The organism is Stutzerimonas azotifigens DSM 17556 (genome assembly GCF_000425625.1).
Taxonomy (GTDB): domain Bacteria; phylum Pseudomonadota; class Gammaproteobacteria; order Pseudomonadales; family Pseudomonadaceae; genus Stutzerimonas; species Stutzerimonas azotifigens.
On the sequence record NZ_KE384409.1, the window covers coordinates 19,951 to 46,253 of the forward strand.

The window sequence follows — 26,303 nt, forward strand, 5'->3', positions numbered from 1 at the left end:
AAGGCCGGCCTTCTGCTCAACGACGCCGCTGGGGACGCGCCGGCTGCGCTCGCACGGGAATCGGCTGAGGCTTGGGAGGCTCCACGAGCCCCAGCCACACCGCCAGATTCCAGCTCACGCGATCTAGCCATGCTTTCATGAATCGACCCTCCTACAACACGATGGTTGGGTGCCGGTTGGCGGCAGAGGCCAGGCCTCGTTCGACAGCCTAACCCATGCCAGCCCAACGGGCGATTGATTCATTCCGTGACGGTCATTGCCGGCTCCTATCACGGACACCTCGCGGTACCCATGATCGGCCACACCCCCACGCGATGGCGCCTGGTCTTCACCCTGTCAAGGTCGCAGGAAAGGGCCTCATAAGGTGCGACCGGTCGGCTCTGCGCAAGTTCGCTCAGAACGTCAACTTCACCCCGGCATAGAGCGTGCGCCCCGGCGCCGGCTCGAAATAGCGACCCGCCGCGGCATTGATGCGGATGTTGTCGTAGTAGTCGCGGCCGGTGAGGTTGTCGATGCCGAGGTAGGGCTCGATCTCCTGGCCGGCCCAGGCCAGGCGCTTGCCCACCCGCAGGTTGTACAGCGCGTAGCCGCCGATGCGGGTCTGGTTGGCGTCGTCGGCGTATTGCCGGCCGTAGGCGTTGGCGTTCACCCGGGTGTACCAGCCGTCGTACTCGTACTGCAGCTCGGTGAAGAGCGCGTGACGGGCGATTCCGGGCAGCGCGTTGTCATCGAACACCTCGTCGTCGAGGCGGTAGTCGACATAGCGATAGTCGTTGTAGCTGTAGGCGGCGGCCAGCGCCCAGCGCGGGGCGAAGCGCCAGTCCAGGCTCAGCTCGACGCCGTCGCGACGCGATTCGCCGGCGTTGCGGTAATAGGTGCGCCCCGGCTCGTCGGGCAGGGTGAAGGGCACCAGTTCGTCCTCGACCCGCACGCTGTAGAGCACGGCCTCGTAGCGCAGGTCGTCCCACTCGCCCTTCAGCCCGACCTCACGGTTTAGCGCCTGCGCCGGGCCCAGGGACGGGTTGAAGCCGCCGCCGGCCGGATTGGCCAGCTCGTTGTTGGTCGGCGTCTCGAACGAAGTGGCGACCCGCGCGTACAGGCGATGATGTGCATCGAGCCGGTAGCTCAGGCCGGCGCTGTAGTTCCAGTCGTCCAGGCGGCGGCTGCCCGACTCGTCCGGGTCGGTCGCGGTGACGAAGCGGTCGTCCACCTCGATGCGCACCTCGTCGTAGCGCAGCCCCAGCGTGGCCAGCCAGCGCTCGCTCAGGGCGATCTCGTCCTCGACGAACAGTGCCCAGCTGTCGACCTTTTCCTCCTGATCGCCGGTCCGCACCCCGCGCGTGCCCTGCAGGTTGTCGTGGCGGGTGCGGTCGTCGCGCTGGGCCTCCAGGTCGACCCCGGCGGTCAGCTGGTGGGCCATGCCGAACCACTGGGCGCGGTGGGTGTATTGCGTACCGAGGCCGGCGAAGTCGCGGTCGAATCCGGCCTGGCCGCCGTCCTCGAACGGCAGGCGGTTGGCGAAATCGCGCCGGCCGTACCAGGCCCGCACCAGGTAGTCGTCCTCGCCGGGCGCACGCCCCTTCCAGCTCAGCGCCATGCGCTGCTGGCGAACGCTTTCGTCGCCGTCGAACAGCAGGTTGTTCGGTGCGGCCCGGTCGCGGTCGGCACGGACTTCGTCGATGCGCAACCCGCCCGGGTCCTCGGTGCGGTTGTCGATGGCGTTGAGCGTCAGTCCCAGTTGCCCGGCGCTGGCATACCAGTTGAGCTTGCCGGTGACGGCCAGCGTTTCCGCGCGGTTGTGCGCGCGGTAGCCGTCCAGCTCCGTCCGGCTCACCGCGAACAGCGCGCCGAGGTCGCCCTGGCTGGCGCCGGCCTCGACCTGTGCACGGCGATAGCCGAGCTCGCCGCCGCTGAGATCGACCAGCGCGTAGGGCACTGCCGGTGGTTCGCGGGTCTCGATCAGCAGCACACCGCCGGCGGCGTTGCCGTAGAGCGTCGAGGCCGGGCCGCGCAGCACTTCCAGCCGTTCCACCAGGCCGAGGTCGAGGCCGTCGAGTTCGGTCTGGCCGTCGGGCATGGTCAGCGGCACGCCGTCCACCAGCACGCGCACCCCGCGCGTACCGAAGCTGGCGCGGGCGCCGAAGCCGCGGATCGACAGGCGCATGCCCTGGGCGAAGTTGTAGCGGTCCTGCGTCAGCACGCCGGGCACGGGCGCCAGCAGGCGGTCGAGCGTCAGGCGCTGCTCGCCCTGCACGTCGGCGGCCTCCACCGCGCCGACTGCGGCGGGGGTCTGCAGCCAGCCGGAGCTGGTGCGCGGTGCGGTGATGATCAGCGGTTCGACCACCACCGGCTCCTGGGCGAAGGCCATCGCGGGCAGGGAGAACGGCAGCAGCAGGAGCCAGGTGCGCGGCGGTGAAGATCGGAAGGCAGACACGGGGCGACTGTCCTTGTGCAGTGTTCTGGTCATCGCCTCCGGGCCGAGCGGACCGGGGCGGGCCTGCAATGGACCACGGCGAGCCGGGAGGGTTTACTGACTCGCCGCCATCCGCTGCGCGATCGCCCGGCGCCGGTACGGAAACACGTCGATCACCCTCCCCTCGCGAATCGCCGCCTGCAGGCCCTTCCAGTAATCGGCGTCGTACAGCTCGCCGTGCAACCGCGCGAAGAGCCGGCGCTGCGCCGCGTCGGCGAACAGGAAGCGCGGGAATTCCTCGGGGAAGACGTCGTTCGGCCCCACCGAGTACCAGGGCTCGGAGGCCAGTTCGTCCTCCGGGTAGCGCGGCTCGGGGATGTGCCGGAAGTTGATCTCGGTGAGGTAGCTGATCTCGTCGTAATCGTAGAACACCACGCGTCCGTGGCGGGTGACGCCGAAGTTCTTCAGCAGCATGTCGCCGGGAAAGATGTTGGCCGCGGCCAGCTGCTTGATGGCCAGGCCGTAGTCTTCCAGCACCTCGAGCGTCTGCTGCTCGCCGGCGTTCTCCAGGTAGAGGTTCAGCGGCGTCATCCGGCGCTCGGTCCAGCAGTGGCGGATGAGCACCGTATCGCCCTCGACCACCACCGTGGAAGGCGCGACCTCCAGCAGCTCGGCGAGGCACTCGGGCTCGAAGCGCGCCCTGGGAAAGCGGAAGTCGGCGAATTCCTGGGTGTCGGCCATGCGCCCGACCCGGTCGACGTGCTTGACCAGCCGGTACTTCTCGATGACGGTCGCGCGGTCGACGCTCTTGATCGGCGAGAAGCGGTCCTTGATGACCTTGAACACGGTGTTGAAGCCCGGCAGCGTGAACACGCTCATGACCATGCCGCGCACGCCGGGCGCCATCACGAAGCGGTCGTCGCTGGTGGCCAGGTGTTCGATCAGCGCCCGGTAGAACTCCGACTTGCCGTGCTTGTAGAAGCCGATCGAGGTGTACAGCTCGGCGACGTGCTTGGCCGGCAGGATGCGCTTGAGGAACGCGACGAACTCGGCGGGGATCGCCACCTCGACCATGAAGTACGAGCGGGTGAAGGAGAAAATGATCGACACCTCCGACTCGTCGGTGATCAGGGTGTCGGCCACCACGCCTAGGCCTTCGCGATTGAGCAGCGGGATCACCAGCGGCCACTGCTCGTCGCGGGTGAAGAGGCGCCCGACCAGGTAGGCGCCCTTGTTGCGGTAGAGCACCGAGGCGAACAGCTCCACGGCCAGCACCGGATCCTTGCACACCCAGTCCGGCAGATACTGGCGCAGTTGGGCCTCGAGCCGCGCGCAGTCGCCTGCCAGGTCGGCATGGGGCACCGAGAAGGCGTAGTCGCGCAGGATGCGTTCGAGCATCCCGCGCAGGTCGCCGTCAGGCGTGTAGCGGCGGATCTGCGTCGCCCTCTGCGGGGCGCGCATGGCCGGGCGCGTGCTGTGGATGAACATGGTGCCGTCGTTGATGCAGTCGTGACTGAACAGGCGGCAGAAGATCGAGTTGTACCAGGTCTCGGCCAGCTCATCGTCAAGACGCCGGTCGATCAGCTCGATGTAGGCGGCCTTGACCTCCGGCCAGGCCTCGACGTTCAGCAGCGCGGCCTCGTCGAAGGCCTGGCGCAGCCGCGCGCCGGTCTCGGCCACCTTCTCCTCGTACAGCTTGATGCGCGCGGCGGAGGCCTGCTGCGCCTCCTGCCAGCGCGCCTGCTCGAAGCGCACCCGCGCGCCTTCGGTGATGCGGCGAAACCACTCGCGGTAATCGTCGAAGCCGAGAAGAACCTGCCGGGCGATGTCCGCGGCCAGCCTGTGCTGCGCCATGTCGAATACCTGGGACGGGATTCCGAGCTTAGCCAGTGCCCGGTCGCAAGGAAAGGCACGCCCTCATCCGGCCCTGCGGGCCACCTTCTCCCGGCGGGAGAAGGGACAGCCTCGGCGAACACCTGTAGGAGCAGGCTCTGCCTGCGACCCGGAAGCCTCGTTCGCGGTCAAAACCCCACGGGCATATGCGGGCACGCGCTCTTGTAGGAGCGACCTCGGTCGCGAACCGAGCCTGCACGGAGCCGCGTATCGACACCGAAACAGCGCCTCTTCCTCCGGGGGAGGGCTGGGTGATGGTCTGCGCACGCCCCCTCATCCGGCCCTCCGGGCCACCTTCTCCCGGCGGGAGAAGGGACAGCCTCGGCGAACACCTGTAGGAGCAGGCTCTGCCTGCGACCCGGAAGCCTCGTCGCGGCCAAGCCCCCACGGGCATATGCGGGCACGCGCTCTTGTAGGAGCGACCTCGGTCGCGAACCGGGCCTGCACGGAGCCGGCGCACGCACCTGCGCCCCGCTCTCGCTACGAAAGAAAAAGGGCCGCGGCTGCTACTGCACCAGCTCCTGCTCGGTGAACATGTCGGCGAACAGCATGCTGGACAGGTAGCGCTCGCCGGAATCCGGCAGCACGAAGACGATGGTCTTGCCCTGCATGTCCGGCTGCTCAGCCAGGCGCACCGCGGCGGCGACCGCCGCGCCGCCTGAAATGCCGCAGAGAATGCCCTCCTCGCGCATCAGCCGCAGGGCCATGGTCTTGGCTTCGTCGTCGGAGACCTGCTCGACGCGGTCGACCAGCGACAGGTCCAGGTTCTTCGGCACGAAGCCGGCGCCGATGCCCTGGATCTTGTGCGGGCTGGGCTTGACCTCCTCCCCGGCGAGCGTCTGGCTGATCACCGGGGAGCCGGTCGGCTCGACCGCCACCGAGAGGATCGGCTTGCCACGGGTCTGCTTGATGTAGCGCGACACGCCGGTGAGGGTGCCGCCGGTGCCGACGCCGGCGACCAGCACGTCGACCGCGCCGTCGGTATCGTTCCAGATCTCCGGCCCGGTGGTCTTCTCGTGGATGGCCGGGTTGGCCGGGTTGTCGAACTGCTGCGGCATGAAGTAGCGCTCCGGGTCCGACTGGGCGATCTCGGCGGCCTTCTCGATCGCGCCCTTCATGCCCTTGGCCGGCTCGGTGAGCACCAGCTCGGCCCCCAGCGCCTTGAGCACCTTGCGCCGCTCGAGGCTCATCGAGGCGGGCATGGTGAGGATCAGCTTGTAGCCGCGGGCAGCGGCGACGAAGGCCAGGCCGATGCCGGTATTGCCCGAGGTCGGCTCGACGAGGGTCATGCCGGGCTTGAGCCGGCCCTCCTCCTCGGCCGCCCAGACCATGCTGGCGCCGATCCGGCACTTGACCGAATAGGCCGGGTTGCGCCCCTCGATCTTGGCCAGCAGGGTGACGCCCCGCGGTCCCAGGCGGTTGATCCGGACCAGGGGCGTGTTGCCGATGGATTGGGCGTTGTCGGCGTAGATGCGGCTCATGGCGAAAGTCCTTCTGGCAGGCCGGTAGGGCCTAAAAGCCTATGCCCGCCCATGCAACCCGTCAAAGCCGCTGAACCCCGCTGCCGGGCGGCAGTCAGTCTAGGCATGAGAAAAGCCGCCACGATCCCGCTCATCACCATTCTGGTCATTGCCGCACTGCTGCTGGTGCTGCACCTGGCCCTGCCCATGATCGTGCGCAACATGCTCAACGACAAGCTCGCGGACATGGGCGACTACCGCGGCCACGTCGAGGACGTGGATCTGGCCTGGTGGCGAGGCATGTACCAGATCGACGGCCTGACCATCACCAAGGCCAGCGGCGAGGTGCAGGTGCCCTTCCTCGACGTGCCGTCGGTCGACCTGGGCGTCAGCTGGTCCGCCCTCTGGCACGAGCACGCCATCGTCGCGGTGGTGGACGTCAACCAGCCGACGCTGAACTTCGTCGACGCCGAAAGCGAAGAGCAGCAGCAGGCCGGCGAAGGCATCGACTGGCGGGACACGCTGCAGGAGATGCTGCTGATCCGCCTGGATGAGGTGAACATCCACGACGGCACCCTGCACTTTCGCAATTTCACCTCGGACCCGCAGGTCAACCTGTACGCCCAGCAGGTCGACCTGACCATCCTCAACCTGACCAACGCGCGCCAGACCGAAGGCTCGCGGGACGCCAGCATGCGTGGTACCGGGCAATTCCTCGGCCACGCACCGATGGAGCTCGACGCCAGTTTCGACCCGCTGGTGCGCATGGAGGACTTCGCCGTGCAGTTCCGCGTCACCGGCGTCGACCTCACCCGGCTGAACGACTTCGCCAGCGCCTATGGCCGCTTCGATTTCCGCGGCGGCGAAGGCGACCTGGTGGTCGAGGCCGAGGCCACCGACAGCCAGCTCAGCGGCTACGTCAAGCCGCTGCTGCGCAACGTCGACGTGTTCAACTTCCAGCAGGACGTGGAGAACGAGGACAAGGGCGTGCTGCGCGGCCTCTGGGAAGCGGTGGTCGGCGGTGGCCAGAACGTCCTGCAGAACCAGCAGAAGGACCAGTTCGCCACCCGCATCGAACTGTCCGGCCGGCTCGACGATGCACAGATCAGCCCCATGCAGGCGTTCATCGCGATCCTGCGCAACGCCTTCGTCGAGGCCTTCACGCCGCGCTTCGAGCGCGCGCTGGAAGAGAACGAATGAAGTCCGCGCCACGGTGCATTCAGTGACTGAATACCGCCCGTTCGTTCACAGTCGTCCTCGGCCGCGGGTATAGTCGGAGCGTTTATCAGTCAATGCCCCGCGCGGGCCCAGGCTCAAGGATCACCCGATGAAGTTCGAAGGCACCCAGTCCTACGTCGCCACCGACGACCTCAAGCTCGCGGTGAACGCCGCCATCACCCTGCAGCGGCCGCTGCTGGTCAAGGGCGAGCCCGGCACCGGCAAGACCATGCTCGCCGAGCAGCTGGCCGAATCCTTCGGCGCCAAGCTGATCACCTGGCATATCAAGTCGACCACCAAGGCGCACCAGGGCCTCTACGAATACGATGCGGTGAGCCGCCTGCGCGACTCGCAGCTGGGCGTGGACAAGGTCCACGACGTGCGCAACTACATCAAGAAGGGCAAGCTCTGGGAGGCCTTCGAATCCCAAGAGCGCGTCATCCTGCTGATCGACGAGATCGACAAGGCCGACATCGAGTTCCCCAACGATCTGCTGCAGGAACTCGACAAGATGGAGTTCTACGTCTATGAGACGAACGAGACCATCAAGGCGAAACAGCGACCGATCATCATCATCACCTCGAACAACGAGAAGGAGCTGCCGGACGCCTTCCTGCGCCGCTGCTTCTTCCACTACATCGCCTTCCCCGACCGCGAGACGCTGCAGAAGATCGTCGACGTGCACTACCCGGGCATCAAGCAGTCGCTGGTATCCGAGGCGCTGGACATCTTCTTCGACGTGCGCAAGGTGCCGGGCCTGAAGAAGAAACCCTCCACCTCGGAACTGGTCGACTGGTTGAAGCTGCTGATGGCCGACGAGATCGGCGAGGCGGTGCTGCGCGAACGCGATCCGACCAAGGCCATCCCGCCGCTGGCCGGCGCGCTGGTGAAGAACGAGCAGGACGTCCAGCTGCTCGAACGCCTGGCCTTCATGAGCCGTCGCGCCAGCCGCTGAGCCATCCGGCCGGCGCCTGCGGCCCGTTCGACCCAACTGCTGGAGACTCGCCATGCATACCGGTAGCTGCCTGTGCGGCGCGGTCAAGTACCGCATCGACACCGACATCGATTCGCTGACCCACTGCCACTGCAGCATGTGCCGCAAGGCACACGGGGCCGCCTTCGCCACCTATGCGAACGTGCCGCTGGACCGCTTCCACCTGACCGCAGGCAAGGAAGAGCTCGGCGTCTACCACTCTTCCGAGCACGTGACCCGCACCTTCTGCAAGCACTGCGGGGCGAACCTGCAGTTCGTCGACAACCGCGAGCACGAAGTCGGGATCGCGGTCGGCACGCTGGATTCGCCGCTGCCCCCGCCGCCGCAGTCGCACATCTTCGTCGGCTCCAAGGCGGACTGGTACGAGATCCGCGACGGCCTGCCGGAACACCAGGGCGATGCCTGACCGCCTGCCCACCACCATCCGCCGCGCCGGCCCGAGCGCGGCCCCGAGGTAGCCATGCTGCTTGGCCTTTTCAACGAGATGCGCGCCGCCAAGGTCCCGGTGTCGGTGCGTGAACTGCTGGACCTGATCGACGCCCTGGAGCACAAGGTGGTGTTCGCCGACATGGAGGAGTTCTACTTCCTGGCGCGCACCATCATGGTCAAGGACGAGCGCCACTTCGACAAGTTCGACCGGGCCTTCGGCGCCTACTTCAAGGGCCTGGAGAACCTCGACCAGTACCTGCAGGCGCTGATCCCCGAAGACTGGCTGCGCAAGGAATTCGAGCGCCTGCTGACCGACGAGGAAAAGGCGCAGATCCAGTCGCTCGGGGGGCTGGACAAGCTCATCGAGGAATTCAAGAAGCGCCTCGAGGAGCAGAAGGAGCGGCATGCCGGCGGCAACAAGTGGATCGGTACCGGCGGCACCAGCCCGTTCGGCTCCGGCGGCTTCAACCCCGAGGGCATCCGCGTCGGCGACGCCGGCAAGCGCCAGGGCAAGGCGGTCAAGGTCTGGGACCAGCGCGAGTACAAGAACCTCGACGACAACGTCGAACTGGGCACCCGCAACATCAAGATCGCCCTGCGCCGGCTGCGCAGGTTCGCCCGCGAAGGCGCCGCCGAGGAGCTGGACATCGACGGCACCATCGACCACACCGCCAAGGATGCCGGCCTGCTGAACATCCAGATGCGGCCGGAGCGGCGCAACGCGGTCAAGCTGTTGCTGCTGTTCGACATCGGCGGCTCGATGGACGCCCACGTGAAGGTCTGCGAGGAGCTGTTCTCGGCTTGCAAGACCGAGTTCAAGCACCTGGAGTACTTCTACTTCCACAACTTCATCTACGAATCGGTGTGGAAGAACAACTTCCGCCGCATGTCCGAACGCACCTCGACGCTGGACCTGCTGCACAAGTACGGTCCGGACTACAAGGTGGTGTTCGTCGGCGATGCGGCCATGGCGCCCTACGAAATCACCCAGCCCGGCGGCAGCGTCGAGCACTGGAACGAGGAAGCCGGCTACGTCTGGATGCAGCGCTTCATGGAAAAGTACAGGAAGCTCATCTGGATCAACCCCTACCCGAAGGACACCTGGGGCTACACCTCCTCCACCGGCATCATCCGCGAACTGGTGGAAGACCGCATGTACCCGCTGACCCTGAGCGGGCTCGAGGAAGGCATGCGCTTTCTCTCGCGCGGCTGAGCCACCGGCGGCTCAGGCGACCCGCCGGCGGCGGCGGGAGCGCCGTCCGCCGAGGCCCGCCAGCCGCGCCAGGCCGACCAGGATGACTTCCGGAATCCAGGCGAACAGCAGCGCACAGCCCAGCCCCCAGGCGATGGCGTCCGGCGCCAGCAGCACCTGGAAGCGATAGCCGGCCCAGGCCTCGTCCAGCAGGCGCCGGTCGGCGCCGAACAGCAGGTGCCAGACCCGCGCGAACCAGGGGCCCTGCATCGCCCGCCATTCCCGCTCCAGCAGCCGCTCGCGGTCGACCAGCGCCTGCACGCTTTGCGCATCGCTCTGGAACACCGGGTCCTGGCTGTTGCGGTAGTGCTCGACCAGCGCCGCCAGGTCGCCGTCGAAGAAGCGCCGCGCGCTTTCCTCGAACCCGGCCAGCCCCTGCCGGGCCTCCAGCCGCCGGGCTTCGACGTGACTGGTGTAGTTCTCCACGAACCCGGGCACCTGGACGCCGATCAGCAGGCCCAGCGCGAACAGCATCAGCCGCAGGTAGCTTCTCAGCATGCCGGTTCGTCCCCGCGCCCGCGCGCCACGCATTCGCCCAGGCGCCAGAGCGTCCATTCACCTGCGCCGTGGGTGGTCCAGGTCTCGTTCTGGGTCAAGGGCTCGGTGGCCAGCACGGTGACGATGTCCTTGGGCGTGGTTTCGGTCTGGAAGTCAACGGTGAGCTCGGCGTCGCGCAGCTGCGCATGGCCGAAGGGCGCGCGCCGGGTGATTTCCACCAGCTTGGTGCTGCAGAAGCTGAACAGCCACTCGCCGTTGCTCAGCAGGCAGTTGAACACGCCGCATCGGCGATAGCCCTGGCAGGCCTCGACGATGATCGGCAGCAGGTCGTTGACCTCGACGGGTTCGGGAAAGTCTGCGCGGATGCGGTTGAGCAGGTCACAGAAGGCCGCCTCGCTGTCGGTCTCGCCGACCGGCCGGTAGAAGCCCGGCGCCGGGCTGAAGTCCGCCAGCTGGCCGTTGTGCGCGAAGCACCAGTTGCGCCCCCAGAGCTCGCGGACGAAGGGGTGGGTGTTGACCAGCGAGACCTTGCCGACGTTGGCCTGGCGGATGTGGCCGATCACCACCTCGCTCTTGATCAGGTAGTGCTGGACCATCCTCGCGACTTCGGACTCGCAGCTGGCGACCGGGTCCTGGAACAGCCGCAGCCCCCTGCCCTCGTAGAACGCCAGGCCCCAGCCGTCCTTGTGCGGGCCGGTCTTGCCGCCGCGCTGCATCAGGCCGGTGAAGCTGAACACGATATCGGTCGGGACGTTGGCGCTCATGCCGAGCAGTTCGCACATGCCGTTACTCCATCGCTCGTCTGGTCAACCTCGGCGAGCCCGCATGCCCACCGTCGCTCGGGTCAAAGCCGCGGTTCGGTGCGCAACCGGCCGTTGTTCGGGTAGCGCAGCGGTTCCGGCTCGTTCTCGTCCTGTTCGGCCATCCGCTCGCGCAGCGTGCGCGGGTCATCCTCGGCGGCGGCTTCCCCGCGTTCGGCGCGCCGTCGGGCGAGACGCCGCTCCAGCGGCCAGCGCAGGGCCACCAGCGCCAGGTACAGGGAGAACGCGATGATGCCGTACAGCGCCAGGTCGGCCACCGCGCGCCAGGCGTTGTTGCCGACCTTGAACAGCAAGTCCAGCGCGGTGATGGCGATCGCCGGCGCGAACAGCTCGCGGGCCGGGTCGACGATGGTCGGCGTGAGCAGCAGCACCGCCACCAGCAGGCGCAGGGGCTCGCGCAGCCAGCGCCACAGCGGGCGGGTCATGCGGAACCACACCAGCAGGCAGCCGAGCGAGGCGATGCCGTAGGCGATCCAGGCGAGCAGGTAGTCGTTTTCGAAAATCAGCATGTCGAACTCTCAAATGACGCGACCGGAAACGGGCCGCCGATGCAGCCGCGCATCATACCAGCGAGGCCGTCTGGCGCCTGGCCGAGCGTCCGCTCGCCGCACCCACTGGCCGGAGTGCCGACAACGCCGTATAACGTACGCCGGGCGTCGCCCAATAACGATAAAAACAGCTGATGGACGGCCATACTGTCCACAACGACCACTCAGGAGGAGACATCATGCCCTACCAGAACATTCTGGTCGCCACCGACATGAACGACGAATGCCACCCGCTGGTGGAGCGTGCGCAGGACCTCGCCCGCGCCAGCGGAGCCAAACTGTCGCTGGTCCATGTCATCGAACCGATGGCCATGGCCTTCGGCGGCGACGTGCCGATGGACCTTTCGATGCTCCAGCAGCAGCAGTTCGACCAGGCCCGCGAGCGGCTCGACGCCTTCGCCAGCCGCTACCCGAGCCTGACCCCGGAGCAGCGCCACCTCGCCTACGGCCAGCCGCGCCAGGAAATCCACCGCCTGGCCCGCGAACAGGGCTGCGACCTGATCCTGGTCGGCAGCCACGGACGCCACGGCCTGGCACTGCTGCTCGGCTCGACCGCCAACGACGTGCTCCACGGTGCCCCCTGCGACGTGCTGGCGGTGCGCCTCACACGTCCCGAGTAAGCGAGCCCGGCCCGTCAGGCAGCGACCGCCGGTTCGTTTCAGGTGGTCTCCGCCCCTTCGCCCGCGCTCATCACCAGCGGGCGGATCTTGCGCAGCTGCGTTTCCAGCGAAACGGTCAGGCTCGACGACATGGAGAAGAAGGTCAGGAAGGCCTTGAGGTTCGAGTCGCCCACGCAGGTATCGTGGATGCGCTGCCAGAACGCCTGGTTGACCAGCTGCAGCTGCTGGAAGGCACGCACCAGGCCGCGCAGTTCCCAGTCCGCGTGGCGGCCTTCGCGGAGGTTGAAGTACTGCCGCGCCAGGTACAGCGAAACCGCGCGCAGCACGAATTCCTGGTTGCTGGCGAACGGCAGATGCTGGTGCGCCATGGGCTTCAGCCGCGCCAGCACCGGGCAGGCGCTGGTGGCCATGATCACCCCGAGCAGGGCGCGCAGCCCCTCCTCCAGCCCGACCACCTTGGAATAGTCACGCTCCGGCGTGCGCACCTGCACCTGCGCCCGCTGCACGGCCGGCAGGCCATGGAAGTCCTCGATCACCCGGTGCAGGTCCACCGCCGCCGGGCAATGGCTGTAGCGCTCGCGGCTCAGCGGGCAGTTGCTGCACTGCTGATGCTCGAGTCGCGTCCAGGCCGGCGCCTGGGCCGCGGCCAGCGGCTCGTAGCTGCGCTCCAGCTCGATGCGGTAATTGAACTCATGCTCGTCGTCGAGCGTGATGCGGTACTGGATCGCCATCGAGATTCCTTAGGGCATTCATTCTTCCAGCTCGGCCCAACGCTCCAGCAGCGCGTCGAGTTCCTTCTGCAGCGCCTCGAGACGTGCAAGCGCCTCGCTGGTTCGGTCCGACGGCTGCTGATAGAACGCCGGATCGGCCATTTCCTGCTGCAGAGTGGCTACTTTCGCCTCGGTCTGGTCGATCAGTCCGGGAAGCGCATCCAATTCCCGCTGCAACTTGTAGCTCAGCTTCTTGCGCGCCGCCGGCTCCGCGGCACGGGCGGCAGCCGCCGGCGCAGGCGCCTCGTTCGCCGCCTTGTCCGTCTTCTCGGCCTTGTCGGCCCTGCCTTCGGCGACGCCGAGCAGCTTCGGCGAGCCGCCCTGGCGCAGCCAGTCCTGGTAGCCGCCGACGTACTCGCGCACGCGTCCCTCGCCCTCGAACACCAGGGTGCTGGTCACCACGTTGTCGAGGAAGGCCCGGTCGTGGCTGACCATCAGCACGGTGCCCTGGAAACCGAGCAGCACCTCCTCGAGCAGTTCCAGGGTCTCGACGTCGAGGTCGTTGGTCGGCTCGTCGAGCACCAGCAGGTTGGCCGGCTTGCTGAACAGCTTGGCCAGCAGCAGCCGCGCCCGCTCGCCGCCGGACAGCGCCTTGACCGGCGTGCGGGCGCGCTGCGGGCTGAACAGGAAGTCGCCGAGGTAGCTCAGGACGTGGCGGTTCTGCCCGTCGATAGTGATGAATTCGCGGCCCTCGGCGAGGTTGTCGATCACCGTCTTCTCCGGCTCGAGCTGGTGGCGCAGCTGGTCGAAATAGGCCACTTCCAGCTTGGTGCCGATCTCGATGCGTCCTTCGGTGGGCTGCAGGTCGCCGAGCAGCAGCTTGAGCAGCGTGGTCTTGCCGGTGCCGTTGGCGCCGAGCAGGCCTATGCGGTCGCCGCGCTGCAGCACCAGAGAGAAGTCCTTCACCAAGGGCGGCTGCCCCGGGTAGGCGAAGGACAGGTGCTCGGCGACGATCACCTGCTTGCCGGACTTTTCCGCCGCCTCGACCTGGAAGGTCGCCTTGCCCTGGCGTTCGCGCCGCTCGCTGCGCTCGGCGCGCATCGCCTTCAGCGCGCGGACGCGGCCCTCGTTGCGGGTGCGCCGGGCCTTGATGCCCTGGCGGATCCAGACCTCTTCCTGCGCCAGCTTCTTGTCGAAGAGCGCGTTGGCGGTCTCCTCGGCGGCCAGCTGCTGCTCCTTGTGCACCAGGAAGCTGGCGTAGTCGCCCTGCCAGTCGATCAGGTGGCCGCGGTCGAGCTCGAGGATGCGCGTGGCCAGGTTCTGCAGGAAAGCGCGATCGTGGGTGATGAACAGCACCGCGCCGTTGAACCCCGCCAGGGCTTCCTCGAGCCAGGCGATGGCGCCGATGTCCAGGTGGTTGGTCGGCTCGTCGAGCAGCAGCAGGTCGGGTTCCGAGACCAGCGCCTGGGCCAGCAGCACGCGGCGGCGCCAGCCGCCGGAGAGTTCGGCCAGGGTCTTGTCCGGCGGCAGCTGCAGGCGGCTCAGGGTACTGTCCACCAGCTGCTGCAGGCGCCAGCCGTCGCGCGCCTCGAGTTCCTGCTGGACCTGCGTCAGCCTGTGCAGGTCCTCGTCGCTCTCGATGTGCTGGCTCAGGTGGTGGAACTGCGCCAGCAGCTCGCCGACGCCGGCCAGGCCCTCGGCGACCACGTCGAACACGCGACGGTCGTCGGCACGCGGCAGCTCCTGCGGCAGTTCGCCGATCTTCAGCCCGGGGGCGCGCCAGATCTCGCCGTCGTCGGCGGCGCGATCACCCTTGACCAGGCGCAGCAGGCTCGATTTTCCGGTCCCGTTGCGGCCGATGACGCACACCCGTTCGCCGCGCGCGATCTGCCAGGACACATGGTCGAGCAGCGGCGTGGTGCCGTAGGCGAGCGAGACGTCGGTGAACTTGAGCAGGGTCATGGATACCTCCGGGAAAACTGGCCGGCGATAGTAACAGAAGGCCGCCGGCGCAGCCGTGGCGGCGCGTCCGCCGGGCCGTTCACGGCAGCCGTTTCGCCATGCGGAAGGTCGCTCGTCGGATCGTCGGGATTAATACCCTGGCGAGCCCCTGGCCGCATTTCACTGGGGCATGCGGCAGGCTAAGCTAGCCGCTCATCCCCGTTGTCTCCGTCCCCCGGAAGTATCATGCGCGGTCGACTGCCCCGTTTCCTCGTTTGCCTGCTGTTCTGCACCGCCGTCATCGATCTCGCCCAGGCGGCCGACCTTTCCCGGCAACGCCAGCTGTACGACGAAGCCAAGCGCGCGCTGGCCAAGGGCGACCGTGGCCCCTACCTGCGCCACGCCGAGGCGCTGCGTGACTACCCGCTGACGCCCTACCTCACCTACGACGACCTGACCAACCGCCTCGATGCGGCCGGCACCGCGGAGATCGAGCGCTTCCTCGCCGCCCATGGCGACCTGCCGCAGGCGAGCTGGATGAAGCTGCGCTGGCTGCGCCGCCTGGCTCAGCGCGGCGACTGGGACACCTTCGCCCGTCACTACGACCGGCGCATGAACTTCACCGAACTGGACTGCCTGTACGGCCAGTACCAGTTGCTCCACGGGCAGACCGCCGAGGGCTACGAGACGGCCGAGCGGCTGTGGCTGGTGGGCAAGTCGCAGCACGAGGCCTGCGACCGCCTGTTCGACCGCTGGGCCGCCGAAGGCCAGCTCACCGAGCAAAAGCGCTGGAAGCGCGTGAAGCTGGCGGTCGAGGCCGGCAACTACGGCCTGGCCACCTACCTGGCCAAGAGCCTGACCAGCCTGCGCGACGAAGCCGCGCTGCTCGTCGAGACCGCGCAGAAGCCGCGTCTGCTGCAGCAGACCGGCCGTTTCGCGCCGCCCAGCGAGGCGATGGGCGACGTGGTGGCGATCGGCCTGCGCCGGCTCGCCCGGCAGGATCCCGAGCAGGCCCTGGGCCTGCTCGACGGCTACGCCAGGCGGCTGTCCTTCAGCGCCGAGGAAAAGGTGGCGATCGCCCGCCAGATCGGCCTGACCCTGGCCCGCCGCTTCGATCCGCGCGCACTGCAGGTCATGGCCGACTACGACCCGGAGCTGCGCGACGACACCGTCAGCGAATGGCGCGCGCGCCTGCTGCTGCGCCTCGGGCGCTGGTCGGAGGCGCACCAGCTGATCTCCCGCTTCCCGCCGCAGCTCGCCGAGACCAGCCGCTGGCGCTATTGGCAGGCGCGCAGCCTGGAGCTCGCCAGGCCGGACGACGAACAGCAGGTCGCCAGGCTCTATGCCCCTACCTCGAAGGAGCGCGACTTCTACGGATTCCTCGCCGCCGACCGCATCCAGGCGCCCTACCGGCTGAACAACCGGCCGCTCAAGCCGAGCGCCGCGGTGGTGGAAAAGGTGCGTAACACCCCCGGCATCCGCCGCGCGATGGAATTCCATGCGCGCGGGCAGATCGTCGACGGCCGCCGCGAGTGGTACCACGCCAGCCGCTTCTTCGAGCGCGACGAACTGATCGCCCAGGCCCGCCTGGCCTACGACCTGCAGTGGTACTTCCCGGCCATCCGCACCATGAGCGAGGCCAAGTACTGGGACGACCTGGACGTGCGCTTCCCCATGGCGCACCGCGACAGCCTGATCAGCGCGGCCCGCGCCCGCGACATCCACCCCAGCTGGGCCTTCGCCATCACCCGTCAGGAAAGCGCCTTCATGGCCGACGCCCGCTCCGGCGCCGGTGCCATGGGCCTGATGCAGCTGATGCCGGGGACCGCCAAGGAGACCTCGCGGCGCTTCGACATCCCGCTGTCCTCGACCAACCAGGTGCTCGACCCGAAGACCAACGTGCAGCTGGGCGCGGCCTATCTCAGTCAGGTGTACGGCCAGTTCAACGGCAACCGCGTGCTCGCCTCGGCCGCCTACAACGCGGGCCCCGGCCGCGTGCGCCAGTGGCTGAAGGACGCCAGGCACCTGCCGTTCGACGTCTGGGTGGAGAACATCCCCTTCGACGAGACGCGCCAGTACGTGCAGAACGTACTGACCTACGCGGTCATCTACGGCGACAAGCTGAACATGCCGCAGCCGCTGGTGGAGTGGCACGAGCGCTACTTCGACGAACAGTGAGCCCTGCCTGGGCCCAGCGGAGCCGGCCCTTGGCCGAAGATCGCCGCGAGGGCGCGCCTCCCACAGGGGCCGGTGCGGCACTACTGCTTTCGTGGGAGGCCCGCCCCCGGGGCGATGCTTCTCGTGGAGCGGCCTCGACCGCGAAACGAGTTCCCACCGCCCTATTCGCGGCCAAGGCCGCTCCCACCGGGAGCCGTGGCAGCGATGTCGCCGCGAGGGCGCGCCTCCCACAGGGGCCGGTGCGGCACTACTGCTTTCGTGGGAGGCCCGCCCCCGGGGCGATGCTTCTCGTGGAGCGGCCTCGACCGCGAACGAGTTCCCACCGCCCTATTCGCGGTCAAGGCCGCTCCCACCAGGAGCTGGCATGCGCCGAACCCGGCGCGTCGATGAGGCTGCGCCGTTATCCACCCTACGTCTCCCCGCCCTCGGCCCCCGTTGGGTTCGCCGCTGCGCGGCTCAACCCAACCTACGGCTGAGTTCGCGCACCGGCGAGGCCAATACGACCTCTCAGGCCAGCACCTCGACTGGCATGCCGACCTCGAGCCGGCCGGTGCCTTCGGCGATGAGGTTCTGTCCGAGGTATACCTTGCCGTCGCGCTTGCGGTAGCTCATCAGCGTTTTCAGCGGCTCGCCGTCGGCGGCGCGTACGCCGCTGTCCGGGTCGAGGGTGGGGATCACGCAGCGCGAGCAGGGCTTGACCGCCCGGAAGCGCAGGTCGCCGATGCGGATCAGCGACCTGCCGTCCTCGGCGTAGGGCTGCGCCCCGCTCACCGTCAGGTTTGGCCGGAAGCGGCGCATGCCGAGCGGCCGGCCGACCCGCGCCTCGAGATCGGCGAGCGAGGCGTCGCCGATCAGCATGAAGGGAAAGCCGTCGGTGAAGGCGGTCTGCTCGCCAGGCCTGGCGTAGTCCTCGTCGATCTGGACGCCCTGCCCGTCCGGCAGCCGCACCAGCCGGCAATCGCGCCCGAGCGCGCCGCTCAGCCAGACCGCGGCTTCGTCGCCGGCGTCCGTCGCCAGCAGTTGCCGGCCCCAGATCAGCACTTGGCGCGGCGCGCCGGAATCCGGTGCCTCTACGCTCAGCTCACCGCGCTCGCGCCAGCGCAGCCGCAATCCGCCGCGGTCCAGGCCTTCGGCCTCGAGCAGCGCCATGGTGGGAATGACCCGCTGCGTGAGGAAGCGCCCGGAGGCGGGGTCGACGAGCATCCAGCGGCGATCGCCGACGACGCCGAGCGCGTCCGTCGACGTTTCCGCGATGGACGCCCCGGCAGCGGACTTGAGGGGGAATCGGTAGATCGAGGACAGCTCCATGCGCACCTCCGACAACGGGATGCGCAGGATAGCGCAGCGGGCTCAGGCTGGCTCGTCGCGCAGCAGCCGGTCGCGGATGACGTCGACCAGTTTTTCCGGTTGGAACTTGGAGAGGAAGTTGTCGCAACCGACCTTCTGCACCATCGCCTGGTTGAAGCTGCCCGACAGCGAGGTGTGCAGCACCACGTAGAGGTCGCGCAGGCGCGGATCGTGGCGGATCTCGGTGGTCAGGCGGTAGCCGTCCATCTCCGGCATCTCGGCGTCGGTGAACACCATCAGCAGCTTGTCGGTCAGCCTGTGCCCGGCATCGGCCCAGCTGCGCAGCAGGTTCAGGCCCTTCAGCCCGTCGCTGGCGGTGTGGATCTTCAGCCCCAGCTGGGACAGCGTCTCGCGCAGCTGCGCCAGGGCCACGCTGGAGTCGTCCACCAGCAGCACTTCGCGGCCGCGGGCGCGCTCGAGCAGCGGGTCGGCCAGCCGCTCGGCCGGAATCCGGGTGTCGTAGGGGACGATCTCGGCCAGCACCTTCTCGACGTCGACGATCTCGACCAGCTGCTCGTCGACCTTGGTGATGGCAGTCAGGTAGTGGTGGCGCCCGGCGCTGCCCGGCGGCGGCATGATGGATTCCCAGTTGAGGTTGAGGATGCGGTCCACCCCGCCCACCAGGAAGGCCTGAACCGTGCGGTTGTACTCGGTCACGATGATGGTGCTGCGCTCGTCGATCGTCTGCGGACGCAGGCCGATCGCCTGCGACAGGTCGATGACCGGCAGGGTCTGGCCGCGCAGGCTGATCACCCCACGCACGTGCGGATGGCGGTGCGGCATCAGCGTCAGCTTCGGCAACTGCACCACTTCCTGCACCTTGAACACGTTGATGGCGAACAGTTGGCGACCCGACAGGCGAAACATCAGGATCTCCAGGCGGTTCTCACCCACCAGCTGCGTGCGTTGATCGACCGTATCGAGAATGCCGGCCATTGCAGGCTCCTTTCAAAATCTGGACACCAGGGGTATCGGCTGCCTACGGCCTCCCTTGAAGGCGTTCGTCGGCACGCTCGAATATCACAATGCCATCATGCCTGCTTCGCGGCCTGGCATCCAGCGCGCGTGGGGCCGGAAAGGTGATCTGGCTCAATCGGCGGAAAGCAGCGGGCTGTCCGGGGGCAGGTGCAGCCGGAGCGCCGCGGGGCGGACGGAGAAATCCATGCGTCGACAGCTCAGCGGCTCGCCGTCCAGGTTGATGTCCACCGCCTGGGGCGCGGTGATCGCCATCCGCGTGATGTGGCCGCTCACCGAAACCGCCTCGACGCCGTACAGGCTGCCGTTGAGCAGGGTGCTCAGGGTGCCGACGGCGCCCTCCGCCGCCGGCACGATGCACACGTCCAGCCAGCCGTCGTCGATGGTGGCATCCGGGCAGAGCACCTGGCCGCCGCCGGCCTGGCGGCCGTTGCCGATGCCCATGGCGAGGAATTCGCCCGACCAGGAGAACTCCGGACCGCTGAACTCGCCGTAGACGGAGCCGACATCGGCGAAGTGGGTCAGCCCGACCAGCAGGTAGGCGCCACCGCCGAGCATGCGCTTCCACTCCTCCGGAGTGTCGGCTGTCACCTTCGAGCCGAAGCCGCCGGTGGCCATATTGAGGAAGAAGCGGTCGTTCATCTGCCCGACGTCCACCGGCACGGCCGGCTCGTCGAGCAACGCCAGCGCCTCGGTCGGGTCCAGCGGGATGCCCGCGGCGCGGGCGAAATCGTTGGCCGTGCCCAACGGCATCAGCGCCAGGCGCGCCTGTGCCCCGGCCTGCATCATCGCCTCGGTGACGTCGCGCACGGTGCCGTCGCCGCCGCCGGCGATCAGCGTGCCGTAGCCGGCGTCCAGCCCTTCGCGCACGGCCCGCTGGGCGTCGCCCGGCTCCCAGGTGACCCGCACGGTCAGGTCCCAGCCGAGCTCACGGCGCAGCCTGACCGCTTCGCGCACCTCGTCGTTGCACGCCTGCTTGCCGTGAAGGATGAGAAAGGCATTGGCTTGGTTCATCTGCAGCGCTCCTGGCCAGGCTCTGCCATAGGACAGGCGCCCGTAACCGAAGTTGTCCGTCGCCACCCATGCCACCTGTCAGGTCCGGGTGTTCGCCAGTACCCGCGGACGACAATCGGATAAAGGAAAAATTCCCGCAAAAACAGCTAATTGCGAAAGCAGAACGGCCTTGGGAATTTTTTTGACGGCAGCACGCCAGCCTGTGAACTCGGATCACGCGTCACGGTCGGAGCAGGAGTCCGGATCAGGGTTGCGATGGCGGCCTGCCATCGATGGCGGCCTGCCAGCAGCGCCCACATGCGGCGTTCTAACGAGTGATCGAGCTAGCTTCTAGCTAAGGAAGGAGCCTTGTATGCGTTTACAGTCCGTAGGAACCCTTGAGTACGCTCACCCCAGTTTCGTCGACTATTTCCTGGCCAGCGTCAGGTTGATCCACGGCGTGACCGCGGTGCTGCCGGGGCTGTTGCTGATGGCCTTCCTGCCCCTGGACATGCCGAACTCCGGCGGGCCGTTCACCACCTTCCTGTTCTTCTTCGGCATCCTCAGCGTCGTGGTGTTCCAGACCCTGGGCATCTACAGCGAGGAAGTGTTCAGCACCCTGCTGCGCTTCCGCACGATGCTGATCGCCTGGGCCGCCGCCTTCAGCCTGCTGATCTTCATGCACCAGGGCATGGGCCTGCTCGGCTACCTCGAGCCCATCCACCTGGTGTTCTGGTTCATGACCAGCATGGTGCTGTTCGGCGCCGAGCGCCTGATGATGCTCGCCCTGTTCCGCCGGCTGATGGACCGCGGCATGTTCCTGCAGAACGCGGTCATTCTCGGCGGCACCGACAACGGCGTGCGCGTGGCCGAGTACCTGCAGCACAACCAGGACATCCGCACCGGCGTGCTCGGCTTCATCGACGACCGCCTCGAGCGCCTGCCGAGCAACATCGCCAACCTGCCGCTACTGGGCAACATGCGCGATCTCGAGCGCATGATTCGCGAGGAGAAGGTCACCCAGGTGCTGGTCGCCCTGCCCTGGTTCGCCGACAGCCGCATCGGCCAGCTGATCAACGAGCTGCGCCGCCTGCCGGTCAACGTGCTGCTGGTGCCGGACATGGTCGCCTTCCGCCATGCCAACAGGCGCATCACTGAGGTCGCCGGCCTGCCGACGCTGATCGCCTCGGACCTGCCGCTGCGTGGCTGGTCGCCGCTGTTCAAGCGCCTGGAGGACATCATCCTGTCGAGCCTGGCGCTGCTCATGGCCGCCCCGGTGATGCTGCTGCTCGCCCTGGCGATCAAGCTCGACTCGCCCGGCCCGGTGCTGTTCCGCCAGAAGCGCTATGGCTACAACAACCGGCTGATCGAGGTGTTCAAGTTCCGCTCGATGTACCACGAGAAGTCGGACGCCAACGCCGATCGCCAGACCACCCGCAACGACGACCGCATCACCCGCGTCGGCCGCTTCATCCGCAAGACCAGCCTGGACGAGCTGCCGCAGCTGCTGAACGTGTTCCTCGGCAGCATGTCGATGGTCGGCCCGCGCCCGCACGCCACCGCTACCAAGGCCGCCGGGGTGCTGTTCGAGGAAGCGGTGGCCGAATACTCCGCCCGCCACCGGGTCAAGCCGGGCATCACCGGCTGGGCGCAGATCAACGGCTACCGCGGCGAAACCGACACGCTGGAGAAGATCGAGAAGCGCGTCGAGTTCGACCTCGAGTACATCGAGCGCTGGTCCGTCTGGTTCGACCTTTACATCCTCTTCAGAACGGTGCCTGCGCTGCTGTTCAACAAGGATGTGTACTGACGCCGCAGGCGCGCCGGACCGGCTCCACCCGGGCCGTCCGGCCATTCGTCGCAAGCCGTGAACCACACTCGCCCGGCGCTGGTCCGGGAAGGAACTAAATGATCAACAGCAGTCTCTCATTTCCGTTGGCCGATGCCGGTCGTTCAGCTGTCTGCCTGAACGCCACCGGAGCCTGAAGCCATGTTCCGGAACATCTTGATCATCTGTGTCGGGAACATCTGCCGTAGCCCTACGGCGGAAGCCATCCTCGCGCACAGGTTGCAGGGAAAGGACCTGACGGTGAGTTCCGCAGGTATTGGAGCGCTAGTAGGACACCCCATGGACAAGACCGCCCACGACGTTTTGCAGGAAAACGGGCTGGAGTTGCCGAATCACCGGGCCAGGCAGGTGGAGAGCGACATGCTCTACCAGGCTGATCTGATCCTGGCGATGGAGAACAGCCATATCCAGCATTTGCGCCAGATTGCCCCCGAGGTGCACGGCAAGACCTTTCTGATAGGCAAGTGGCGAGGTGATCTCGAGATACCCGACCCTTATCGCCAATCGAGACCCGCATTCGAACACGTTCATAGTCTCCTGACGCAATCCGTCGAGAGCTGGCTTCCTTACCTCCGATAGAAGAAGGAACTTCGATGACCACCATGCCACGCCCCATTTACGAGACCAAAGAGGAAAAGGACATCGACCTTGCCCACCTCTTTGCCACCTTCATCAACAACCGCGGCCTCATCCTGGGCATCACCGGTTTCTTCGCAGCGATCGGCATCGCCTATGCCCTGCTGGCGACCCCGGTGTACATGGCCAGCGCCATGATCCAGATCGAGCCGAAGGCGGGTCTGCCGAGCCTGACCGACGTGGTCTCGAGCAACCCGCCGGTGACTCCGGCGCAGACCGAGATCGCCCTGCTCAAGTCGCGCGCCGTGGTCGGCGCCGCGGTCGACAACCTCAGCCTCGACATCATCATCAAGCCGCACTACTTCCCGATCTTCGGGGAGTTCATGGCGCGCCGCTTCGAGCCCACCGAAGAAGGCGAGCTGGGCTGGTACCCGGCCGGTCTCGAATCCTACGCGTGGGGCGGCGAGAAGCTGGCCGTCACCCGCCTGATCGTTCCGGACAAGGTGCACGGCAAGGAGCTGACCCTCGAGGCCGCGGAGAACAACGGTTTCATCCTGCGTGACGCCGACGACGAAGTGGTCCTGCAGGGCACCGTCGGCACCCCGGCGGAGAACGCCGACTACGCGATCGAGGTGAGCGAACTGGTCGCCCGCCCCGGCACCACCTTCACGGTCATCAAGAACCGCACCTACAGCACCACCGAGGCGCTGCAGGAACGCCTGGCCGCCGCCGAGCGCGGCAAGCAGTCCGGCATCGTCAGCGTGACGCTGGAGGACACCGACCCGGCCAAGGCCGAGCGCGTGCTCGAGGAAGTGGCGCGGCTGTACGTCGAGCAGAACGTCGCGCGCAACGCCGCCGAGGCGACCAAGAGCCTGGAGTTCCTCAGCCAGCAGGTGCCGCAGGTGCGTCGCCAGCTCGAGACCGCCCAGACCGCACTGAATTCCTACCAGACCAACGCCCGCTCGGTGGACATCAGCGCCGAAACGCAAGGGGTGCTGGACCAGATCGTCGATCTGGACAAGGAAATCTCGGAGCAGAATCTCAAGCGTACCGAGATGGAACACCGCTTCACCCGCCAGCACCCGAACTTCCAGGCGCTGCTGAACCAGATCAACCAGCTGCAGACCCAGAAGGCGGAACTGGAAGCGCGCATCGACAAATTGCCGGCCACGCAGAAAGAATTGCTGCGTCTGACCCGCGACGTGGAAGTGGCCTCGGAAACCTACTCCATGCTGCTGAACAAGACCCAGGAGCTGGACATCATCCGTGCCGGCACCGTGGGCAACGTGCGCATCATCGACCACGCCGCCGCCGACGTGGAAAACCCGGTCAAGCCCAACAAGCCGCTGGTGGTCATCGTCGCCACCCTGCTCGGCGGCCTGATCGCGGTGCTCTTCGTCTACGTTCGCGAAGCGCTCAAGCGCGGCGTCGAGAACCCCGAGGACATCGAGCGCCATGGCATCCCGGTCTATGCGGCCATCCCGTTCAGCGAGAAGCAGGGCACGCTGGAGAAGCGCCTGGCCAACTTCAAGCGCGACAAGAGCGCGGCCTCCTACCTGCTGTCGGTCAACGACCCGGCCGACCTGGCCACCGAGGCCATGCGCAGCCTGCGCACCAGCCTGCACTTCGCGATGATCGAGGCGAAGAACAACGTGCTGATGATCACCGGCCCGAGCCCGGCGGTCGGCAAGTCCTTCGTCACCAGCAACCTGGCGGTGGTCATCGCCCAGTCCGGCAAGAAGGTCCTGCTGATCGACGCCGACATGCGCAAGGGCTACCTGCACAAGGTCATGCGCGTCCAGGGCGAGAAGGGCCTGTCGGACATCCTGTCCGGCCGCGTCACCCTCTTCGATGCCATCCAGAAGACCCAGCTGAACAACCTGCACGTGGTCACCCACGGCCAGCTGCCGCCGAACCCGTCCGAACTGCTCATGCACGAGAACTTCGCCCGGTTCGTCAAGGAAGTCAGCACCATGTACGACCTGGTGATCTTCGACACCCCGCCGATCCTCGCGGTGACCGACGCCGCCCTGGTCGGCAGCCAGGCCGGCACCACCCTGATGGTCACCCGCTACGGACTGAACGGCATCAAGGAGATCGAGGCTGCCAAGCGCCGCCTCGAGCAGAACGGCCTGCTGGTCAAGGGCGTGATCTTCAACGCCGTCGAGCGCAAGGCGTCCGCCTACGGCGAGTACGGCTACTACCAGTACGAGTACCAACCGACCAAGTAAGTGCGAACGGCGGGCCGGCCTGTCGGCCCGCCTCGCGCTGACTCGGCATCACCGCCCCCTCCAAGAACAATGCGGCGGATGCTGAAAGGGAATTCCAGCGACGCGCATGTGTCAATGACGAGCCTGCCGGGCCGGCTCCGGCCGGTCACGCGTCCACGGGCGCTGCTCGTCGCTCCCATGGCGACCCCATTCGAACCGATCGCGCGGCAGTTGGCTGCCCCCGCGCAGGTGTAGTGCTATGACGATGAACATCCAAAAGCGGACCGCACGGGCCGCGACCATCGCCCTCGGGCTGGCCGCCGCACTGGCCGGCGCGTCCGCTTTCGCGGCCGACCAGCCGGACGGCTCGCGCGGCATCCCCCTGGTCGGCATCAACATGTCCGGCGCCGGCTTCGCGCCGGAAGTGCTGCCGGGCAAGAACGGCACCAACTATTTCTATCCGGAGAAGCGCCACTTCACCTATTACCGGCAGAAGGGCATCACGCTGATCCGCTTCCCCTTCATCTGGGAGCGGGTGCAGCACGACCTCGGCGCCCGCCTCGACTTCGAGCAGATCCGCCTGCTCAAGCGCACCCTCGACTACGCGCACCAGAACGGCCAGCAGGTCATCCTCGACATGCACAACTACGGCCGCTACAAGGACCAGCTGATCGGCTCCTCGGCGGTGCCCTACTCCGCCTACGCCGAGGTCTGGCGCGAACTCGCCGAGACCTTCAAGGACCATCCCGCGCTGCACGGCTACGACATCATGAACGAGCCGCACGGCACCGTCGGCCTCTGGCCCGGGGCCGCCCAGGCGGCGGTCGACGCCATCCGCGAAGTAGATCGCGAGACGCTGATCTTCGTCGAGGGCGAACGCTGGTCCAGTGCCTACCACTGGCCGCAGGTCAACGCCAACCTGCTGATCAAGGACCCGTCCAACCGCATCGTCTACGAAGGTCACCTCTACTTCGATCCGGACTTCTCCGGCCGCTACCAGAAGGGCAATCCCGACGAGGTCGACCCGATGCTCGGCGTCGAGCGCGCGCGGCCCTTCGTCGAATGGCTCAAGCGCCACGGCCAAAAGGGCTTCCTCGGCGAATACGGCGTGCCCGGCGACTCGCCGGCGATGCTGCAGGCGATGGACAACATGCTGCAGTACCTCAACGAGAACTGCATCCCCAGCGCCTACTGGGCCGGCGGCCCGGGCTGGAACAACTATGCGCTGAGCGTCGAGCCGCGGGCCGATGGCGCCGACCGCCCGCAGCTGGCGATCCTGCAGAAGCACCTCGACAACGATTGCACCGAGTACGGGCCCACCCCGGACGCGTCCGGCGACGGCGCGGCCTCCGCGCCGGCTACCCAACCTCAGGAGTGA

Annotated in this window: 22 protein-coding genes; 10 read left to right on the forward strand and 12 right to left on the reverse strand. The window is 67.3% G+C overall.

Features of this window, described 5'->3' with window-relative positions:
• Positions 1 to 16: 16 nt before the first annotated feature.
• The 4 genes from H610_RS26125 to cysK form a co-directional block, all read right to left on the reverse strand.
• Positions 17 to 139: a PA1414 family protein gene (locus H610_RS26125; RefSeq protein WP_330216834.1), complete on the reverse strand. Its 123-nt coding sequence runs from the start codon at positions 137 to 139 to the stop codon at positions 17 to 19.
• Positions 140 to 394: 255 nt separating this feature from the next.
• Positions 395 to 2,434, reverse strand: coding sequence for a TonB-dependent receptor family protein (locus H610_RS0112045; RefSeq protein ID WP_043238490.1), 2,040 nt, complete (start codon positions 2,432 to 2,434; stop codon positions 395 to 397).
• A 93-nt stretch (positions 2,435 to 2,527) separates the two neighbouring features.
• Complete coding sequence (gene aceK, locus H610_RS0112050; protein WP_028239900.1) at positions 2,528 to 4,267, reverse strand: bifunctional isocitrate dehydrogenase kinase/phosphatase; 1,740 nt, start codon at positions 4,265 to 4,267, stop codon at positions 2,528 to 2,530.
• Between the two features lie 545 nt (positions 4,268 to 4,812).
• Positions 4,813 to 5,787, reverse strand: a complete 975-nt coding sequence (gene cysK, locus H610_RS0112055; RefSeq protein WP_028239901.1) for a cysteine synthase A — start codon at positions 5,785 to 5,787, stop codon at positions 4,813 to 4,815.
• A gap of 105 nt (positions 5,788 to 5,892) precedes the next feature.
• Here cysK and H610_RS0112060 point away from each other — a divergent pair, with 105 nt between their 5' ends.
• The 4 genes from H610_RS0112060 (at position 5,893) to H610_RS0112075 (ending at position 9,620) form a co-directional block, all read left to right on the forward strand.
• Entirely contained in the window at positions 5,893 to 6,966 is a 1,074-nt protein-coding gene (locus tag H610_RS0112060; RefSeq protein ID WP_028239902.1) for a DUF748 domain-containing protein, read from the forward strand.
• Positions 6,967 to 7,093: 127 nt separating this feature from the next.
• Complete coding sequence (locus tag H610_RS0112065; RefSeq protein WP_028239903.1) at positions 7,094 to 7,939, forward strand: AAA family ATPase; 846 nt, start codon at positions 7,094 to 7,096, stop codon at positions 7,937 to 7,939.
• 52 nt (positions 7,940 to 7,991) lie between these two features.
• Positions 7,992 to 8,384, forward strand: coding sequence for a GFA family protein (locus H610_RS0112070; RefSeq protein ID WP_028239904.1), 393 nt, complete (start codon positions 7,992 to 7,994; stop codon positions 8,382 to 8,384).
• 54 nt (positions 8,385 to 8,438) lie between these two features.
• Positions 8,439 to 9,620: a vWA domain-containing protein gene (locus H610_RS0112075; protein WP_028239905.1), complete on the forward strand. Its 1,182-nt coding sequence runs from the start codon at positions 8,439 to 8,441 to the stop codon at positions 9,618 to 9,620.
• Positions 9,621 to 9,632: 12 nt separating this feature from the next.
• Here the strand turns inward: H610_RS0112075 and H610_RS0112080 are convergent, their stop codons facing one another.
• The 3 genes from H610_RS0112080 to H610_RS0112090 form a co-directional block, all read right to left on the reverse strand.
• Positions 9,633 to 10,157: a DUF2937 family protein gene (locus H610_RS0112080; protein WP_028239906.1), complete on the reverse strand. Its 525-nt coding sequence runs from the start codon at positions 10,155 to 10,157 to the stop codon at positions 9,633 to 9,635.
• Positions 10,151 to 10,939, reverse strand: a complete 789-nt coding sequence (locus tag H610_RS0112085) for a class II glutamine amidotransferase (protein ID WP_028239907.1) — start codon at positions 10,937 to 10,939, stop codon at positions 10,151 to 10,153. Before H610_RS0112085 ends, H610_RS0112080 begins: the two co-directional genes overlap by 7 nt.
• A 62-nt stretch (positions 10,940 to 11,001) precedes the next feature.
• Positions 11,002 to 11,487 carry a hypothetical protein gene (locus H610_RS0112090; RefSeq protein WP_028239908.1) on the reverse strand — a complete coding sequence of 162 codons (486 nt, stop codon included), beginning with the start codon at positions 11,485 to 11,487 and terminating at the stop codon, positions 11,002 to 11,004.
• A gap of 218 nt (positions 11,488 to 11,705) precedes the next feature.
• Here H610_RS0112090 and H610_RS0112095 point away from each other — a divergent pair, with 218 nt between their 5' ends.
• Positions 11,706 to 12,146, forward strand: a complete 441-nt coding sequence (locus H610_RS0112095) for a universal stress protein (RefSeq protein ID WP_028239909.1) — start codon at positions 11,706 to 11,708, stop codon at positions 12,144 to 12,146.
• A gap of 38 nt (positions 12,147 to 12,184) precedes the next feature.
• Here H610_RS0112095 and H610_RS0112100 read toward each other — a convergent pair whose 3' ends face one another.
• Together H610_RS0112100 and H610_RS0112105 are read right to left on the reverse strand one after the other, a co-directional pair.
• The gene (locus H610_RS0112100; RefSeq protein WP_028239910.1) at positions 12,185 to 12,877 is read right to left on the reverse strand and encodes a DUF6901 family protein; all 693 of its coding nucleotides are present in this window, start codon (positions 12,875 to 12,877) and stop codon (positions 12,185 to 12,187) included.
• A gap of 18 nt (positions 12,878 to 12,895) precedes the next feature.
• Positions 12,896 to 14,818, reverse strand: coding sequence for an ATP-binding cassette domain-containing protein (locus H610_RS0112105; protein WP_028239911.1), 1,923 nt, complete (start codon positions 14,816 to 14,818; stop codon positions 12,896 to 12,898).
• A gap of 225 nt (positions 14,819 to 15,043) precedes the next feature.
• Here H610_RS0112105 and H610_RS0112110 point away from each other — a divergent pair, with 225 nt between their 5' ends.
• Positions 15,044 to 16,975, forward strand: coding sequence for a transglycosylase SLT domain-containing protein (locus H610_RS0112110; protein WP_028239912.1), 1,932 nt, complete (start codon positions 15,044 to 15,046; stop codon positions 16,973 to 16,975).
• Between the two features lie 507 nt (positions 16,976 to 17,482).
• Here H610_RS0112110 and H610_RS0112115 read toward each other — a convergent pair.
• The 3 genes from H610_RS0112115 to yegS form a co-directional block, all read right to left on the reverse strand.
• Positions 17,483 to 18,283 carry an MOSC domain-containing protein gene (locus H610_RS0112115; protein ID WP_028239913.1) on the reverse strand — a complete coding sequence of 267 codons (801 nt, stop codon included), beginning with the start codon at positions 18,281 to 18,283 and terminating at the stop codon, positions 17,483 to 17,485.
• A 42-nt stretch (positions 18,284 to 18,325) separates the two neighbouring features.
• Positions 18,326 to 19,258 carry a chemotaxis protein CheV gene (locus H610_RS0112120; protein WP_028239914.1) on the reverse strand — a complete coding sequence of 311 codons (933 nt, stop codon included), beginning with the start codon at positions 19,256 to 19,258 and terminating at the stop codon, positions 18,326 to 18,328.
• Between the two features lie 153 nt (positions 19,259 to 19,411).
• On the reverse strand, positions 19,412 to 20,311 hold the full coding sequence (yegS, locus tag H610_RS0112125) for a lipid kinase YegS (RefSeq protein ID WP_028239915.1): 900 nt from the start codon (positions 20,309 to 20,311) through the stop codon (positions 19,412 to 19,414).
• Positions 20,312 to 20,663: 352 nt separating this feature from the next.
• Between yegS and H610_RS0112130 the strand changes: the two genes are divergently transcribed.
• The 4 genes from H610_RS0112130 to H610_RS23825 all read left to right on the forward strand — a co-directional run bounded on the left by H610_RS0112130 (position 20,664) and on the right by H610_RS23825 (position 26,303).
• Positions 20,664 to 22,100 (forward strand): undecaprenyl-phosphate glucose phosphotransferase, encoded by a 1,437-nt coding sequence (locus tag H610_RS0112130; protein ID WP_028239916.1) that lies wholly within the window; start codon positions 20,664 to 20,666, stop codon positions 22,098 to 22,100.
• Positions 22,101 to 22,280: 180 nt separating this feature from the next.
• Positions 22,281 to 22,718 (forward strand): low molecular weight protein-tyrosine-phosphatase, encoded by a 438-nt coding sequence (locus H610_RS0112135; protein ID WP_028239917.1) that lies wholly within the window; start codon positions 22,281 to 22,283, stop codon positions 22,716 to 22,718.
• 14 nt (positions 22,719 to 22,732) lie between these two features.
• On the forward strand, positions 22,733 to 24,946 hold the full coding sequence (locus H610_RS0112140) for a polysaccharide biosynthesis tyrosine autokinase (protein ID WP_028239918.1): 2,214 nt from the start codon (positions 22,733 to 22,735) through the stop codon (positions 24,944 to 24,946).
• Positions 24,947 to 25,184: 238 nt separating this feature from the next.
• Positions 25,185 to 26,303: a glycoside hydrolase family 5 protein gene (locus H610_RS23825; RefSeq protein WP_051231718.1), complete on the forward strand. Its 1,119-nt coding sequence runs from the start codon at positions 25,185 to 25,187 to the stop codon at positions 26,301 to 26,303.

What these genes read in the sequence shown, in the direction of transcription:
- H610_RS26125 (WP_330216834.1), bottom strand. Translation starts at nt 139, where the DNA reads ATGAAAGCATGGCTAGATCGCGTGAGCTGGAATCTGGCGGTGTGGCTG.
- aceK (WP_028239900.1), bottom strand. Translation starts at nt 4,267, where the DNA reads ATGGCGCAGCACAGGCTGGCCGCGGACATCGCCCGGCAGGTTCTTCTC.
- cysK (WP_028239901.1), bottom strand. Translation starts at nt 5,787, where the DNA reads ATGAGCCGCATCTACGCCGACAACGCCCAATCCATCGGCAACACGCCC.
- H610_RS0112060 (WP_028239902.1), top strand. Translation starts at nt 5,893, where the DNA reads ATGAGAAAAGCCGCCACGATCCCGCTCATCACCATTCTGGTCATTGCC.
- H610_RS0112065 (WP_028239903.1), top strand. Translation starts at nt 7,094, where the DNA reads ATGAAGTTCGAAGGCACCCAGTCCTACGTCGCCACCGACGACCTCAAG.
- H610_RS0112070 (WP_028239904.1), top strand. Translation starts at nt 7,992, where the DNA reads ATGCATACCGGTAGCTGCCTGTGCGGCGCGGTCAAGTACCGCATCGAC.
- H610_RS0112075 (WP_028239905.1), top strand. Translation starts at nt 8,439, where the DNA reads ATGCTGCTTGGCCTTTTCAACGAGATGCGCGCCGCCAAGGTCCCGGTG.
- H610_RS0112080 (WP_028239906.1), bottom strand. Translation starts at nt 10,157, where the DNA reads ATGCTGAGAAGCTACCTGCGGCTGATGCTGTTCGCGCTGGGCCTGCTG.
- H610_RS0112085 (WP_028239907.1), bottom strand. Translation starts at nt 10,939, where the DNA reads ATGTGCGAACTGCTCGGCATGAGCGCCAACGTCCCGACCGATATCGTG.
- H610_RS0112090 (WP_028239908.1), bottom strand. Translation starts at nt 11,487, where the DNA reads ATGCTGATTTTCGAAAACGACTACCTGCTCGCCTGGATCGCCTACGGC.
- H610_RS0112095 (WP_028239909.1), top strand. Translation starts at nt 11,706, where the DNA reads ATGCCCTACCAGAACATTCTGGTCGCCACCGACATGAACGACGAATGC.
- H610_RS0112100 (WP_028239910.1), bottom strand. Translation starts at nt 12,877, where the DNA reads ATGGCGATCCAGTACCGCATCACGCTCGACGACGAGCATGAGTTCAAT.
- H610_RS0112105 (WP_028239911.1), bottom strand. Translation starts at nt 14,818, where the DNA reads ATGACCCTGCTCAAGTTCACCGACGTCTCGCTCGCCTACGGCACCACG.
- H610_RS0112110 (WP_028239912.1), top strand. Translation starts at nt 15,044, where the DNA reads ATGCGCGGTCGACTGCCCCGTTTCCTCGTTTGCCTGCTGTTCTGCACC.
- H610_RS0112115 (WP_028239913.1), bottom strand. Translation starts at nt 18,283, where the DNA reads ATGGAGCTGTCCTCGATCTACCGATTCCCCCTCAAGTCCGCTGCCGGG.
- H610_RS0112120 (WP_028239914.1), bottom strand. Translation starts at nt 19,258, where the DNA reads ATGGCCGGCATTCTCGATACGGTCGATCAACGCACGCAGCTGGTGGGT.
- yegS (WP_028239915.1), bottom strand. Translation starts at nt 20,311, where the DNA reads ATGAACCAAGCCAATGCCTTTCTCATCCTTCACGGCAAGCAGGCGTGC.
- H610_RS0112130 (WP_028239916.1), top strand. Translation starts at nt 20,664, where the DNA reads ATGCGTTTACAGTCCGTAGGAACCCTTGAGTACGCTCACCCCAGTTTC.
- H610_RS0112135 (WP_028239917.1), top strand. Translation starts at nt 22,281, where the DNA reads ATGTTCCGGAACATCTTGATCATCTGTGTCGGGAACATCTGCCGTAGC.
- H610_RS0112140 (WP_028239918.1), top strand. Translation starts at nt 22,733, where the DNA reads ATGACCACCATGCCACGCCCCATTTACGAGACCAAAGAGGAAAAGGAC.
- H610_RS23825 (WP_051231718.1), top strand. Translation starts at nt 25,185, where the DNA reads ATGACGATGAACATCCAAAAGCGGACCGCACGGGCCGCGACCATCGCC.